Annotated in this window: 10 protein-coding genes, 2 tRNA genes and 4 rRNA genes; 6 read left to right on the top strand and 10 right to left on the bottom strand. The window is 36.6% G+C overall.

Going from position 1 to position 15,078, the window contains the following annotated elements; all coding sequences use genetic code 11:
- Window positions 1–6 precede the first annotated feature (6 nt).
- Together C0J27_RS04355 and C0J27_RS04350 are read right to left on the bottom strand one after the other, a co-directional pair.
- A complete protein-coding gene (locus C0J27_RS04355) occupies window positions 7–951 on the bottom strand; it encodes a hypothetical protein (RefSeq protein WP_162801798.1) in 945 nt (314 codons plus the stop codon).
- A 95-nt stretch (window positions 952–1,046) separates the two neighbouring features.
- Window positions 1,047–1,358 carry a hypothetical protein gene (locus C0J27_RS04350; RefSeq protein WP_115585953.1) on the bottom strand — a complete coding sequence of 104 codons (312 nt, stop codon included), beginning with the start codon at window positions 1,356–1,358 and terminating at the stop codon, window positions 1,047–1,049.
- A 188-nt stretch (window positions 1,359–1,546) separates the two neighbouring features.
- Between C0J27_RS04350 and C0J27_RS04345 the strand changes: the two genes are divergently transcribed.
- Genes C0J27_RS04345 through metG form a run of 6 tightly spaced genes read left to right on the top strand, consistent with a single transcriptional unit; the run spans window position 1,547 to window position 8,221 of the window.
- A complete protein-coding gene (locus tag C0J27_RS04345; protein ID WP_115585952.1) occupies window positions 1,547–2,287 on the top strand; it encodes a hypothetical protein in 741 nt (246 codons plus the stop codon).
- A 17-nt stretch (window positions 2,288–2,304) separates the two neighbouring features.
- Window positions 2,305–3,396: an ABC transporter ATP-binding protein gene (locus C0J27_RS04340; RefSeq protein ID WP_162801797.1), complete on the top strand. Its 1,092-nt coding sequence runs from the start codon at window positions 2,305–2,307 to the stop codon at window positions 3,394–3,396.
- A 7-nt stretch (window positions 3,397–3,403) separates the two neighbouring features.
- Complete coding sequence (locus C0J27_RS04335) at window positions 3,404–4,279, top strand: ABC transporter permease (RefSeq protein ID WP_115585950.1); 876 nt, start codon at window positions 3,404–3,406, stop codon at window positions 4,277–4,279.
- 8 nt (window positions 4,280–4,287) lie between these two features.
- Complete coding sequence (locus C0J27_RS04330) at window positions 4,288–5,076, top strand: ABC transporter permease (protein ID WP_115585949.1); 789 nt, start codon at window positions 4,288–4,290, stop codon at window positions 5,074–5,076.
- The gene (locus tag C0J27_RS04325) at window positions 5,057–6,181 is read left to right on the top strand and encodes an ABC transporter substrate-binding protein (RefSeq protein ID WP_115585948.1); all 1,125 of its coding nucleotides are present in this window, start codon (window positions 5,057–5,059) and stop codon (window positions 6,179–6,181) included. The genes C0J27_RS04330 and C0J27_RS04325 overlap by 20 nt, the downstream gene beginning before the upstream one ends.
- A 12-nt stretch (window positions 6,182–6,193) precedes the next feature.
- The gene (gene metG, locus C0J27_RS04320) at window positions 6,194–8,221 is read left to right on the top strand and encodes a methionine--tRNA ligase (RefSeq protein ID WP_115585947.1); all 2,028 of its coding nucleotides are present in this window, start codon (window positions 6,194–6,196) and stop codon (window positions 8,219–8,221) included.
- 83 nt (window positions 8,222–8,304) lie between these two features.
- On the opposite strand, the gene C0J27_RS04315 is transcribed toward metG, so the two are convergent.
- The 8 genes from C0J27_RS04315 to C0J27_RS04280 form a co-directional block, all read right to left on the bottom strand.
- The gene (locus C0J27_RS04315; protein WP_115585946.1) at window positions 8,305–8,694 is read right to left on the bottom strand and encodes a hypothetical protein; all 390 of its coding nucleotides are present in this window, start codon (window positions 8,692–8,694) and stop codon (window positions 8,305–8,307) included.
- Between the two features lie 69 nt (window positions 8,695–8,763).
- The gene (locus C0J27_RS04310; protein ID WP_162801796.1) at window positions 8,764–9,222 is read right to left on the bottom strand and encodes a hypothetical protein; all 459 of its coding nucleotides are present in this window, start codon (window positions 9,220–9,222) and stop codon (window positions 8,764–8,766) included.
- Window positions 9,223–9,541: 319 nt separating this feature from the next.
- Window positions 9,542–9,656 (bottom strand): 5S ribosomal RNA (gene rrf / locus C0J27_RS04305).
- 122 nt (window positions 9,657–9,778) lie between these two features.
- A 5S ribosomal RNA gene (gene rrf, locus C0J27_RS04300) occupies window positions 9,779–9,893 on the bottom strand.
- An 88-nt stretch (window positions 9,894–9,981) separates the two neighbouring features.
- Window positions 9,982–12,979 (bottom strand): 23S ribosomal RNA (locus tag C0J27_RS04295).
- Window positions 12,980–13,160: 181 nt separating this feature from the next.
- Window positions 13,161–13,236: transfer RNA gene (locus C0J27_RS04290), tRNA-Ala, on the bottom strand.
- A 23-nt stretch (window positions 13,237–13,259) separates the two neighbouring features.
- A tRNA-Ile gene (locus tag C0J27_RS04285) sits at window positions 13,260–13,335 on the bottom strand.
- Window positions 13,336–13,416: 81 nt separating this feature from the next.
- Window positions 13,417–14,964, bottom strand: a 16S ribosomal RNA gene (locus C0J27_RS04280).
- Together the 16S, 23S and 5S rRNA genes with 2 tRNA genes alongside form the textbook arrangement of a ribosomal RNA operon.
- Between the last annotated feature and the right edge of the window lie 114 nt (window positions 14,965–15,078).

The raw sequence follows: 15,078 nt of genomic DNA, 5'->3' as shown, positions 1-15,078 counted from the left end.
AATTATTTAATTTATTGATCGATAAAAATATTTTTTAGATGTTTTTTGATAGCTACCGATACATACTGAAATAAAAGACCATGCAATTATGAATGCAGGATACAACATATACTGAATCATGCTCATGATAGAAGCTCTTCCAAGATAACTAGCTAGCAACATGCAAGATGCGTATGGCAAAAAGCAACAAACGGTCGTACTGATTACATATAAGAGTGCCAACGCTCGTTGGTATGATACAGCATATCGGTCACTTATTTTTTTCATCATCGGCATTAAAACGTTAATTGATACCGTATCTAAACCAATAGTTGTACTAATAATTATTAAAATAAAAATCATAAAAAATTGTCGTACATATCCATTTTTATTTTTCTGTTTAACAAGATCAACAAGATAATGAAATCCATGATTATAATTAACAATGTTAGTAAGACCTGATAATAAAATGCATAAAATCATTAATTTAATCATCTCTGGCTGAGAATAGTACCCTTCAAACAGTGATATAACAGCATCTGCATATGATATTTTATTTTGAAAAATGCCTATGGCCAACGATGAACAAGAACAAACAAATATGTTCATAATAAGATCTGCGTGTAATGTTGCTGCAACTATAAAGAATAAAAGCGGTACGATAGTTATGTAATCTTGCACAAATAAAGATGATCTTAATGCTTGATAAAATGAATGGTCAAATAATTGATAACGATACATGCATAATACAATACATGTTCCACCAACTGCAGGAACAATAAGCCACAAAATTTCTTTTATTTTTTCATACTGATTCATAACCCCTGAAAACATTGATAGCTGATATCCACAGATAATTCCACTCAGCATAGTTGATGCCATTAAAGCTACATCGATCTGTAAGCACTGAGCAATGCCGTAAGAGATTGGCATAAATACAACAACAGATACAGTCCACGACTTAATCACCATAGATAACCCAATTGCAATTAAAAACATGACTGGTAGTATCCATTGAGCTGGTAATACAAGAACGCCAAGATTAATTGCCGTAACAATTCCACCAGTTATGGCAAGAGCATGGCAAAATATTGCTGAGCCAATAAAACTAGCATAAAAATATGATGTTGACTGATTAATTGATCCACTAAAAAAATTCTTATTTTTTCATATACTGAAGTTGTTTTTTTGAAAGTAAAAAAAGCGTATGCCGTTGTTATTAAAACAGTGCAAAGAGGCAAACTCATAAGAATAATGGGTAAAATTGATGTATAATAGGATGCAAAAAATAGATATAACAGCATAAAAGTAAAGACAAAAACAATACTTGGAGAAAATTGTAAAAAACTTCCAGGTATATAATTTTTATTATGAGCCATAACAATTTCCTTACTATGAGATTCTAAAAAGTTAGAATAATGCCTAGATTTTTTATTAGTATATAAATAAAAATAATATACATATATAGCAATATTAACCATTTTTAATTTATTATTAAAATTGAATTTTTTTGCTATACTTATAAGTATAAAAATCAAGAAATATTAATAATTTTATGGAGGCTACTATGTGCGTAGAAACTCATAATCATGAAAAAAGAACAATGTGGCAATCTTTTTATCATGAACTTTTGCATCATTTTCCTTATGCAACAATGTCTGTTGCTTTAGCATTAATGCTTTTAACCATGATTCATGTTCTTTTTTATTCAAATCCAGAAGCTATTGCTACGGTAGCATCAACATGTTGCGGTGGACATCATGAAGTAACAACTCAGACAGCAGGATTAGATGTTCTTTTCCATTCGTTCCATTTTGCTCATATTCTATTTGCAACAAGCGGTACAATTGTAACCTTCCGCAGATATTCACAAAGAGTATGGATTGGTTTAATGGTTGGAACAGTTTCATCAATGATTTTTTGTACATTGTCTGATGTCTTGCTTCCTTATGCTGCAGGTCTTATGTTAGGTATCGAAATGGATCTTCATATTTGTTTTGCTTCAGAGCTACCAAATATTTTACCATTTCTTTTTGTTGGATTATTTAATGGTTGGGTGATGTCTCAATTACCAGAATTTAGAACAAAAGAAAATTCATTACTTTTACACTTTTTGCATACTTTTATTAGCGCAATGGCTTCTATTTTTTATGCAGTTGGTCATGGATTGTCAGATTTTTACTCACACTTTGGACTATTCTTTTTGTTAATGATTATTGCTGTTGTTTTGCCATGCACTTTAGCTGATGTCATAGCACCAATATTTTTTGCAAAATTCTCAGAAAAGAAAAAGGTTTGCAATATATAACACAGTGGAGTGAGATTATGAAAAGCATAAAGCTACAAAATGTAACAAAATCATTTGGGTCTGACTTAATTTTAAATAACTTTAATCTTGAGATACCTAGTGGTAAATTTTTTGCATTACTTGGACCAAGTGGTTGTGGTAAAACAACTGTTTTGCGCATGATTGCAGGTTTTGAAGAACCTGATCAAGGGCAAGTTTTTTTAGGTAATACAAATATTTCTCATTTACCTATTAATCAACGACAAGTAAACACTGTATTTCAAAATTATGCTTTATTCCCTCACTTTGATGTGTTTGATAACATTGCGTATGGATTGAGAGTTAAACAAATTCCAGCAGCTGAAATCGAACGTAAAGTTGCTAAAATGTTAAAATTGTTTGGGCTTGAACAGTTAAAACATAAATCAGTTCGTCAAATATCTGGTGGACAACAGCAACGAGTTGCAATTGCCCGCGCTGTTATTAACGAACCTGATGTATTGCTACTTGACGAGCCTTTAGCAGCATTAGATTTACGTTTACGTGAAAGAGTTTTAGTAGAGCTTATTGAGCTTCAAGAAGAACTTGGTATGACATTTATTTATGTTACCCATGATCAAACAGAAGCTTTAACGGTTGCTGATCAAATGGCTATTATGGGCAAAAATGGCCAAATAGAACAAGTTGGAACACCAAAAGAAATTTATGAATTCCCTCAATCAACCATGGTTGCACGCTTTGTTGGGTCGACAAATATTCTTCATGGACATCTTGTGCTAGAACGAGAAGAATTGTATTTGTATATCGATGAATTTAATCGTGTATTGGTCCCAATGGTTGGAAACTGGCAAGATCTTTTGCAGCAAAAAAGAGTTTATTTAAGCATTCGACCTGAAAAAGTTGAAATTAGTAAGCGTTTATTAGTTGGTTTTTCTAACCATGTAACAGGAACCGTCAGCGCAATTATTTATCATGGAAGATCAACTCAGTACAACATAGCACTGCCTAATGGAAGCGTTATGCAAGTCTTTGAGCAAAATGAAGAACATTTTCCAAAAGAGACTATCGACTATGATGAAATAGTCAACGTGTACTGGCAAAAGGAAAACAGCGTCTTGTTAAAAAATTAGGGTCATAATGTTTGAAGAGATTAAAAAATTAATAAAAGCCGAAACATACTTTTTTCTTGTAACTCCTGCTTTTATTTGGCAATTTGCTTTTTTAGTGTTACCACTTATTTTTGTTCTTATTTTAAGCTTATCGCAAGGTCAAGGATCTCAACTGGTCCAATCATTTACGCTTAATAATTTTTATGAAATAATTGATTTATCACATATACGAATTATCTTGCGATCAATTATGCTTGCAAGTACAACTGCAATCGCCAGTCTTTTAATTGCATACCCAATTGCATATTTTTTAGCTTTGTACGTAAAACGATTTAAGTTTTTTTTCTTGTTCTTATTATCAATTCCATTTTTGATTAATCTTTTAGTGCAAGTGTATGCATGGTTTTTCATCCTCGAGAAAAATGGTGTGATTAATCATACACTCATGTTTTTAGGCGTTATACAAAAACCACTTAATTTTTTAAATAGTTATTTTGCAATCTATTTAGTTATGTTTCATGTTTATTTACCATTCATGATCATGCCGTTATATTCATCCTTAGAAAAGATTGATACCAAGCTAATTGAAGCGTCATATGATCTAGGTGCTTCATTTCGTACAACATTTTGGCGTATTATATTACCACTCTCTATGCCAGGTGTTCAAGCAGGATTCTTTTTAGTGTATGTTGTTTCATTTGGAGAATATGTAATTCCATCATTACTTGGTGGTATGAAACTCTTTTTTGTAGGAACATTAATCTCGGAATATTTTTTTATTGGAAAAGATTGGCATCTTGGAGCAGCATTTATTTGTTTAAGTTGCGGGATGTTGTTTTTATCGGCTCTTGCCTATTACTGGTTGTTTAATAAAATAACTCTGCAGTCCAAAATTATGCGTTAGGGTTTGCTATGGAATTAAGACTAAAAAAAATTTTTCTACCTTTGTATGTAGGAATTTTTTGCATTTTTTTGTATCTCCCAATTATTATTCTCACCATGTATTCATTTAACAAGGGTGGTTTTCCTGCTCAGTGGACAGGCGCATCATTTTGTTGGTACTACGAACTATTCCATTCGGTTGAAATATGGAGAGCTTTTCAAAATTCAGTTACGGTTGCAATTAGTTCAGCTTGCTTAAGCGTATTGCTTGGTCTTATGCTGGTATATGGAGCTAAAAAAATGAGAACCAAAGTCTCTTATTTCTTTTATAGCAATATATTAGTTCCTGATATCGCTATCGCTGTAGGAATGCTCAGTCTATTTTCTTATTTTATGATACCACTTGGTGTTATCACGTTAATTATAGGTCACACACTGCTTGGCCTTGGGTTTACTATTCCAATTTTAAAAGCACGATTAGATGAACTTGATCACCGCTTAGTAGAAGCTTCATTAGATTTAGGGGCTTCATCATGGTACACCTTCCGTCATGTTGTTATGCCTTTTTTATATCCTGCAATTTTAGTTTCAACATTGCTCGTTATGATTGTTTCTTTTGATGATTTTGTTATATCATTTTTCTGTGCAGGTTCATCAGCTCAAACATTATCATTGTATGTTTTTACCATGATACGATCTGGCATATCACCAACAGTTAATGCACTTTCAACAATTATGTTATTAATCAGTAGTTTTTTTGTATTAGCTATATCATTATTACAAGCTCGATTGGCGGCACATGATGAAAAAATTTCATAACAATTCTGAAAAACAAAGTTATATTTTATCTTTTGTGAAAATTAACATTCGGCTTTTATTTATTTTGTTTTGGTTATCTTGCATTACAGGATTTATACTACTTTCCTACGTATCACACTACTTTGTACCACAACGTTCATTATCAATTTACATGTGGTCAGATAAAATCGATGAATCAATACTTCAAAAATTTGAAAAAGACACGGGTATTAAAATATATGTTAATTATTACGAAAGTAATGAAGAACTTATCACTAAATTTGAAATCGCAAAAGACCTCAATTGTGATATCATTTTGCCATCAGAATACATCATTCAACCTTTAATTCAACAAGGGTTTCTTAAAAAAATAGATCATTCTCGATGTGATTTTATCGATAGATTATATCCTGAGTTTATGAATATGTCGTTTGATCCTGCAAATGAATACTCTTTACCAATCTACTGGGATGTTCTTGGTCTTGGCTACACTCATAGTTATTTTCAAGATGGTTTACCATCTAATTCATGGAATCTTATATTTAATAAAAAGCAAGTCCCTTGCAAGCAAATTAGCATGGTTGATGATTCACGAGAAGCAATTTTCCTATCATTAAAATATTTAGGATGGAACAGCACTCAACTCAATACACAACAATTACAAACAATTGAAGAATTATTTCTTGCACAAAAATCTTGGGTTGGAGCATACACAGATTTTCAACAAGGATATTTCTTAACATCTAAAACCTATCCACTTGTTGTAGGGCAAAGAGAACGTATTGTTCGTGAAATGCTTACTGATAATGATCTTGCTTTTACGATTCCCGATGAAGGGACACTTTTATTGATTAGTAATATTGTTATTTGTGCTTCATCGCAAAAAGATGATTTAGTTTATCAGTTCATTAACTATATCTATAACCATGAAATGATGATGTTGAGTTGCAAAGAATTTTGTCTTTTGCCTACGGTCAAAGATGTTTTAGAAGAGCTACCACAAGAATATATTGGCGTGCAAGACTGCTTGCCTGGGCAGAAAAACTTTAAAAAATTACAAATTTTTCCCAATGTATTAACTCAAAAACAAATTAATGACATCTGGATCGCATTTAAATCTTTTTAGGAATTCATTACTATGCAAAATAGCAATCAAAAGCATAATAAATTTTATGTAACCACACCTATTTATTATGTGACTGCTCGACCACATTTAGGATCTTTATACTCAACCTTACTTGCTGATGTTGCAGCTCGTTACCATAAAGTAGCTGGTCAAGAAGTATTTTTTTTAACTGGTACTGATGAACATGGGCAAAAAGTAGCTCAAGCAGCAGAAAAAGCTGGTATGAAACCAAAAGAGTTTACTGATAGTTTTATTGATGATTACACATCAGTATGGAATACATACAATATTGCATATGATTATTTTATACGAACTACTGATCAGCAACATATCGCAGGCGTTCAAACATGGTTGCAACGATTAATTGCGCAAGGCGATATCTACAAAGGATCATATAAGGGTTGGTATTGTACTCCATGTGAATCGTTTGTTACCGAAAAAGATAGCCAAGAAACTGAAGTAGGTAAAGCTCTTACCTGCCCAGATTGTTCACGGTTAACTGGTGAAGTATTTGAAGAATGTTATTTCTTTAAACTCTCTGCATACCAAGATCGCTTACTTGCATTCTATGAAGAAAACCCAAATTTTATTACCCCAAAAGAACGCATGGCTGAAATTGTCAATTTCGTTAAAGGTGGCTTAAAAGATCTCAGCATTTCTCGTACAACAGTTTCTTGGGGCATTCCGTTTCCTGATGATAATCTACACGTTACCTACGTATGGGCTGATGCGTTAAATAATTATATCACCGCAATTGGTTATGGTGATGATTCGCGCGCACAAGAATTAGCCAAATGGTGGCCTGCAGATTTACAAATTATGGGTAAAGACATTGTTCGATTCCATGCTATTTACTGGCCTGCTTTTTTAATGGCATCTGGTTTAGCAATGCCTAAAAAATTATTGGTTCATGGTTGGATTAAAGTCGGTGATCAAAAGATGTCAAAATCACTTGGAAATGCTATTGATCCAATGCAACTTGCGCAAGATTATGGTGTTGATGAAATGCGATATTACCTGACACGAAAAATGGCAATAACCCAAGACTCAGAATTTAAATTCGAAGATATATCACAATCGATTAACGCAGAGCTTGCAAATGCTTTTGGTAACTTACTCAACCGAATGGCAACACTTGTTGTTAAAAATGAAGCAACACATCTTAACCCACCTGCACAATGGTCTCATTCATCATTAGAGCTACAAAAACAGTGTCAAATTATCTGTGATGATGTATGGTCACTTGTCGATCAAGGAATGTTATATCGTGCAGTTGCTCGCATTTGGGATTATATTAACTTGGTAAATGCTTATTTTCATGAGCATGAGCCTTGGAAAGTTATCAAACATGATCGAGAAAAATTCTTAGAAATTATGTCTGCAACTGTACATAGTTTACAAATTATTGGCATTTTATTATGGCCTGTGATGCCAGCAAAAATGGAACTTATGCTTAATAGCTTAGGCTGTCCATTTGATACATCTATAAATTATAAAGAAAGCATGAAAACTATGTCGTGGAAAAATTCATTTATTATTCAACAAATTGCAACGTTGTTTGCAAAGTCAGAAATTAAAAAAGAAGATATTGAAGAAGTTACTCAAGCAGCTCAACCACAAGTAAAGCCTGCTCAACAAGCTGTTATAAAAACTCCAGAAGTAACACAAGCAAGTGTAACTCCTGCAGCTAAACCAGTAGAAAATGGTACAGAAAATATCGGTATTGAAGATTTTATAAAATTAGATTTACGCATTGGTACTATTATTGATTGCGAAATTGTAACTGGTTCAGATAAATTATTAAAGTCTCAAGTTGACTTTGGACCTCTTGGTATGCGCCAAGTTCTTTCTGGAATCCGTAAACATTACAGCCCAGAGGAGATGAAAGGCAAACAAGGTTTGTTTGTTGTAAACTTAAAACCTCGTAAAATGATGGGTTTTGATTCGCATGGCATGATGCTGTTTGCTCTTGATGAATTATCAGGGCTTAAAATTGTTGGCCTAGTTGAACAAGTTGCGCCTGGAACAAAAGTTGGCTAATACGCTATCGTATTAAATATAAAAAAAGCAGCGATCTTTTTATAAAGTCGCTGCTTTTTGTTTTTTAAAATAAGTGCATTCTTTTAAAATTGCTTTGAATCTTCAAGCTTATCTACATAAGATTCTTTGATTGATTGAGTAAGGAAAGATAAAATATTTACGTTATCTTGCCCTACTGATTCTTTATTATTATGAATTAAATCTTCTAATAATAGTATCAAATTAATATTATGCATAAATAATCTTATATCAACATCTTTTGATAATACTCTTATCGCATCTAACTCTTCCTGATTATCGCAAATTTGACTAAAAATGTCAGCTGCCTTGCGATTTTCATTATTATCATTAAATTTTAAACAACCCATAAAAAAATGAGTTTGATATGCTTCTGTATTTTTTGATTCTACATAAGCTAGAGATAATTGTGAAATACATAACAAAGAAAAAGCCAAAAACAAACTATTTTTCATATCAAAACCCTTTATTTACATAGAAAAATTATATTATATATTGAAATATAAACTATCGACTAACTCTAATTATGATAATGGTATTTTAATACTCTTGTTATCAACAAGAATTATTTTACTTGGGTCATAAGACGTTTCAAACAACTCTAAATCATTTTCATCATTGGTTCCAAGAACAAGTAAACTTATTGGAACAATCTTTCCTTGACTTAAACGCGTAGTATGTACTGTACAATTGTCTATATATATGTAATTGCCTTTATGAATATCTATAAAATCATCTGCAGTCAAATTATGCACATCATCTTGACTCTTATAGCAAAACGCATTATCTATTTTTCTTATAACAGGTGTTGCTGAAAATGGATGTGATTTATGACGACAACCTTTAATAAGTAAGTGCATAATGTAGTACTGCTGGCCTTGAAACATAACACGTTTATTTGCTTGATCAGACATAGCAAATGAAATAGAAAAATTTAAAAATACCAAAAATAATAACATTAATGTATATAATGTAGCGCGCATAACTGTTCCATTAGATCGTAATAATTGTACATAGTATATATTTAATTGTATAGGTGTTGCATATCTTACTAAAAAGAGAGATGAAAAATATAGAATTTTTTTATTGCTAACAAGACTATTTTAAAAATATATTCTATATTGCTTAATTTTGATAGTTATTAATTATAAATAATTTCATACATGCGATATAACGAACGAAATAGTAAATTAATTTATCAATGCACGATATAATTTGTATAAAAAATAACTGAATTTTTTAAAAAAGGCGAAAAAAAAGAGCTCTATATTTCTATGGAGCTCTTTTTTGTGTAATTTATAATCCCGGCGCTATCTACTTTTCCAGGCCGTCTCCAGCCAAGTATCATCGACGCTTTGAACTTTACTGCCGTATTCGAGATGGGAACGGGTGTTACCCCAAAGCTATACGCACCGGAAATTTTTGATAATCAAACTTTTGAGCATGTGTGTTTTAAAATATTGTGTAAATGTATGCTGGATGGATGATTTTAAAGAAAGAAGGACTTCATATTTTGAGGTATGAAGTCCTAAAATTTAATCCTGGCGCTATCTACTTTCCCAGGCCGTCTCCAGCCAAGTATCATCGACGCTTTGAACTTTACTACCGTATTCGAGATGGGAACGGGTGTTGCCCCAAAGCTATACGCACCAGAAATTTTTAATAATTTTTTTCTTGGATGCTTTGAAATATTTGTAAATGTTGTTGTTAAATAACTACACGTCTTTAGCTTTTTTTATAGATTGGCTAAAACATTCGATTTATTAGTACTGGTTAGCTGAACACATTACTGTGCTTACACATCCAGCCTATCAACCTTGTAGTCTACAAGGAATCTTAATGTTATAGTCTTGCGACTATAACGGGGTATCTTATCTTGAGACGAGTTTCCCACTTAGATGCTTTCAGCGGTTATCTCTTACAAACCTAGCTACCCAGCGTTGCTCTTGGGGAACAACTGGAACACCAGAGGTTTGCCCATTCCGGTCCTCTCGTACTAGGAACAGCCTCTCTCAAATACCCTACGCCCACGACAGATAAGGACCGAACTGTCTTACGACGTTCTGAACCCAGCTCACGTACCGCTTTAATTGGCGAACAGCCAAACCCTTGGGACCTTCTTCAGCCCCAGGATGCGATGAGCCGACATCGAGGTGCCAAACCTCCTCGTCGATATGAACTCTCAGAAGAGATTAGCCTGTTATCCCCGGCGTACCTTTTATCCATTTAGCAATGGCCCTTCCATACAGAACCACTGGATCACTAAATCCTGCTTTCGCACCTGCTCGACCTGTATGTCTTGCAGTCAAGCTCCCTTATACTTTTGCGCTCTACAGACGATTTCTATTCGTCATGAGGGAACCTTTGAATGCCTCCGTTACAATTTAGGAGGCGACCACCCCAGTCAAACTACCCACCAGACAATGTCCTTTATCCGGATTACGGAAATTTAAAGTTAGATCTTCGAACGAATAAGGGCGGTATTTCAAGGATGACTCCACTACAGCTGGCGCCATAGTATCACAGTCTCCCGCCTATCCTACACGAACCTATCCAAAGATCAATGTCAAGTTATAGTAAAGGTGCACGGGGTCTTTCCGTCCAGTCGCGGGTATCCGGCATTTTCACCGGAACTACAATTTCACTGAGTCTATCATCAAGACAGCGTCCAACTCGTTACACCATTCATGCGCGTCGGAACTTACCCGACAAGGTACTTCGCTACCTTAGGACCGTTATAGTTACGGCCGCCGTTTACTGGGGCTTCGATTCTGAGCTTCTCCTTACGGATAACCCATCCTGTTAACCTTCCAGCACTGGGCAGGTGTCAGACTCTATACTTCCTCTTACGAGTTTGCAGAGCCCTGTGTTTTTGCTAAACAGTCGGTTGGTCCATTTTATTGAAACCTGCAAGCGCTTTCACGCCGCAGGCACCCCTTCTCCCGAAGTTACGGGGCTATTTTGCCGAGTTCCTTAATGATAGTTATCTCAACGCCTGAGTATACTCTACCCATCTACCTGTGTCAGTTTGCGGTACGGTCGCTAATAAAGCTCGCTAGAGGTTTTTCTAGTCAGCGTAGGATCAGCTGAACACACATCTCCACTAGGGATCAGAATGCCCATAACACTTCAAATCAACGATCTTGCGGATTTGCCAACAAGACCTATCTTTGTGCTTAGATTGACATCCATACATCAATTCAGCCTACCTTCCTGCGTCACCCCATCACTCAAACGCTTTTTAGCGGTACAGGAATATTTAACCTGTTTCCCATCGTCTACTCCAATTGGCCTCGACTTAGGGGCCGACTAACCCTGAGTGGATAATCCGATCTCACGGAAACCTTAGATTTTCGGCGAATAGGAATCTCACCTATTTTTTCGTTACTTATGCCAACATTCTCACTTCATTGATCACGGCACCTGTCCTTACGGTCAAGCTTGTATCTATCAATGAACGCTCCCCTACCCCTGCACAGTAAAGTGCAAGTCGCAAATTCGGTGATTCGTTTGAGCCCCGTTTATTTTCAGCGCAGAAACACTTGACCAGTGAGCTATTACGCTTTCTTTAAAGGATGGCTGCTTCTAAGCCAACCTCCTGGCTGTCAGTGCGTCTCCACTTCTTTTCACACTTAACGAATACTTAGGGACCTTATTTAACGATCTGGGCTGTTTCCCTCTCGACCATGGAACTTATCTCCCACAGTCTGACTCCTGCGTTCTAAAATTATAGTATTCAGAGTTAGTAAAGACCTGGTAATCGTGAAGACCCCAAAATCTCAACTGTGCTTTACCCCTATAATTCATCGCGCAAGGCTATACCTAAATATATTTCGGGGAGAACCAGCTATTTCCAAGTTTGATTAGCCTTTCACCCCTTTCCACACCTCATCCGAGCAGTTTTCAGCCTACACCGGTTCGGACCTCCATTTTATTTTACTAAAACTTCATCCTGGACATGGAAAGCTCACTTGGTTTCGGGTCTATCCCATGTTACTAAACGCCCTATTCAGACTCGCTTTCGCTACGACTTCGTTCTTTCTAAACTTAATCTTGCAACATAGGAATAACTCGTTGGCTCATTATGCAAAAGGCACATGGTTGCGCGTACGTATACATCGCTTCCACAGATTATAGACATTTGGTTTCAGTTTCTATTTCACTCCCCTCCCGGGGTTCTTTTCACCTTTCCCTCACGGTACTTGTTCACTATCGGTCATCAGGTAGTATTTAGCCTTATCCAATGGTCTGGACTGATTCTCACGGGATTACACGTGTCCCATGATACTCGGGATATATAATCTTGTTTTGCATAGGCCTTCGTCTACAAGGCTGTCACTTTCTATGGCCGCCCTTTCCAGAGCTGTTCTACTGACGTATGCAACCACAAGCCGAAATTTGTATCTTTCGGACATATATTCCCACTACCCCCACATCACAACGCATACAAGCTTTAACATGACATGGGTTTAGGCTCTTCCCATTTCGCTCACCACTACTACGGGAATCATATTCATTTTCTTTTCCTGGCACTACTTAGATGTTTCAGTTCATGCCGTTCGCTTCTTTACCCTATATATTCAGATAAAGATTTCTTGGGATTGCCAAGAAGGGTTTCCCCATTCGGAAATCTTCGGATCAAAGCTCATTTGCCAGCTCCCCGAAGCTTATCGCAGGCTATAACGTCCTTCATCGCCTCCTGATACCAAGGCATCCACCAAATGCCCTTTTCAATTAGTCAAAATTTATTATACAATATTAAATATTATACAAACTAAAGCGACTCGATATTTTACTATCTAAGTCGAAATTGTAGTTACCCTTAACTACATTTACAAATATTTCAAAGATCACAAGAAAATTTTTTATACTCCATTTACCAACACGAACGTCTTTTACTAATTTCATAAGAATTTTTAATTGGTGGAGATGAGCGGAGTCGAACCGCTGACCCTCCGCTTGCAAAGCGGATGCTCTACCAACTGAGCTACATCCCCTTACACTGACACCTATAATCAAATGGTGGGCCTAAGTCGACTCGAACGACTGACCTCTCCGTTATCAGCAGAGCGCTCTACCACCTGAGCTATAGGCCCAGAAAAGTTTAGTACCAAGTTTAGAATTTTTTGTTAAATTTTTGCACACCAATATAAAAACAAACTGTTTTATCTCCCTCGAAAGGAGGTGATCCAGCCGCAGGTTCTCCTACAGCTACCTTGTTACGACTTCACCCCAATCGCTTCCCTTACCATAGTCATCCGCCTCCATAAATGGTTAGCTAAGATGCCTTCGGGTATGAAAAACTCTCATGGTGTGACGGGCGGTGTGTACAAGGTCCGAGAACGAATTCACCGCGCCGTTCTGATGCGCGATTACTAGCGATTTCAACTTCATGAGGTCGAGTTGCAGACCTCAATCCGAACTTAGATCGGCTTTAAGAGATTAGCTTACTATTACTAGTTTGCAACTCTCTGTACCGACCATTGTAACACGTGTGTAGCCCTAGGCATAAGGACCATGATGACTTGACGTCGTTCCCACCTTCCTCCTGGTTTCCCAGGCAGTCCCGCTAGAGTGCTTCCTTACGGAATAGCAACTAACGGTAGGAGTTGCGCTCGTTAGAGGACTTAACCAAACATCTCACGACACGAGCTGACGACAGCCATGCAGCACCTGTGCAATTGTCTAAACCGAAGTCTAGAAAGCTACGTTTCTGCAGCAGTCAAAAGCATGTCAAGCCTAGGTAAGGTTTCTCGCGTAGTGACGAATTAAACCACATGTTCCACCGCTTGTGCGGACCCCCGTCAATTCCTTTGAGTTTTAATCTTGCGACCGTAGTCCCCAGGTGGATCACTTATCGCGTTAGCTGCGACACTAAGCCTGCAAGCAAGCCTAACGTCTAGTGATCATCGTTTACAGCGTGGACTACCAGGGTATCTAATCCTGTTTGCTCCCCACGCTTTCGTACCTCAACGTCAGAAATGAGCCAAGAAGCTGCCTTCGCCATCGGTGTTCCTCTCGAGATCTACGCATTTTACCGCTACTCCGAGAATTCCACTTCTCTCTCTCATCCTCTAGCTTATTAGTTTTAACCGCCTACCCCCAGTTAAGCTGGGGAATTTAACAATTAACTTAATATGCCGTCTACGTACCCTTTACACCCAGTAATTCCGAATAACGTTTGCACCCCTCGTATTACCGCGGCTGCTGGCACGAAGTTAGCCGGTGCTTTCTCTAGTGGTACCATCATCTCTCGCTTTTATTTGAAGCGATTCTTTTTTCCCACTTAACAGAAGTTTACAATCCTAAGACCTTCATCCTTCACGCGGTGTCGCTGCATCAGGCTTTCGCCCATTGTGCAATATTCCTCACTGCTGCCTCCCGTAGGAGTCTGGACCGTTTCTCAGTTCCAATGTGGCCGTTCACCCTCTCAGGCCGGCTATCCATCATCGCCTTGGTAGGCCTTTACCCCACCAACTAGCTAATAGAACGCAAGTTCATCTTTCAGCGACAGCCTAAGCCATCTTTCTCCGTCATGTTAATGACGGACGTATGCAGTATTAACCTTAATTTCTCAAGGGTATCCTTCACTTAAAGGCAGATCCTCACGCGTTACTCACCCGTTCGCCGCTTTACTCATCTCCGAAGAGACTCTCTCGCTCGACTTGCATGTGTTAAGCACACCGCCAACGTTCATTCTGAGCCAGGATCAAACTCTTCATCACAAAATTTTCTGTGATATTTTAAAATTGACAAAAAATCCTAAACTTGGAAATTTTATTACCAAATTTCTTATGAAATTTCAAAGATAAATTTAAGCTCTAACTCGAAAGGTAACC

Origin of the sequence: Candidatus Chromulinivorax destructor, assembly GCF_003366055.1 — a bacterium.
GTDB classification, from domain to species: Bacteria; Babelota; Babeliae; order Babelales; family Chromulinivoraceae; genus Chromulinivorax; species Chromulinivorax destructor.
This window is presented reverse-complemented; position numbering and strand designations above follow the sequence as displayed.

Bases quoted from the DNA above. Each gene is read 5' to 3' on its own strand.
- C0J27_RS04355 (WP_162801798.1), bottom strand. From the start codon at position 951: ATGGTGATTAAGTCGTGGACTGTATCTGTTGTTGTATTTATGCCAATC.
- C0J27_RS04350 (WP_115585953.1), bottom strand. From the start codon at position 1,358: ATGGCTCATAATAAAAATTATATACCTGGAAGTTTTTTACAATTTTCT.
- C0J27_RS04345 (WP_115585952.1), top strand. From the start codon at position 1,547: ATGTGCGTAGAAACTCATAATCATGAAAAAAGAACAATGTGGCAATCT.
- C0J27_RS04340 (WP_162801797.1), top strand. From the start codon at position 2,305: ATGAAAAGCATAAAGCTACAAAATGTAACAAAATCATTTGGGTCTGAC.
- C0J27_RS04335 (WP_115585950.1), top strand. From the start codon at position 3,404: ATGTTTGAAGAGATTAAAAAATTAATAAAAGCCGAAACATACTTTTTT.
- C0J27_RS04330 (WP_115585949.1), top strand. From the start codon at position 4,288: ATGGAATTAAGACTAAAAAAAATTTTTCTACCTTTGTATGTAGGAATT.
- C0J27_RS04325 (WP_115585948.1), top strand. From the start codon at position 5,057: ATGATGAAAAAATTTCATAACAATTCTGAAAAACAAAGTTATATTTTA.
- metG (WP_115585947.1), top strand. From the start codon at position 6,194: ATGCAAAATAGCAATCAAAAGCATAATAAATTTTATGTAACCACACCT.
- C0J27_RS04315 (WP_115585946.1), bottom strand. From the start codon at position 8,694: ATGAAAAATAGTTTGTTTTTGGCTTTTTCTTTGTTATGTATTTCACAA.
- C0J27_RS04310 (WP_162801796.1), bottom strand. From the start codon at position 9,222: ATGCGCGCTACATTATATACATTAATGTTATTATTTTTGGTATTTTTA.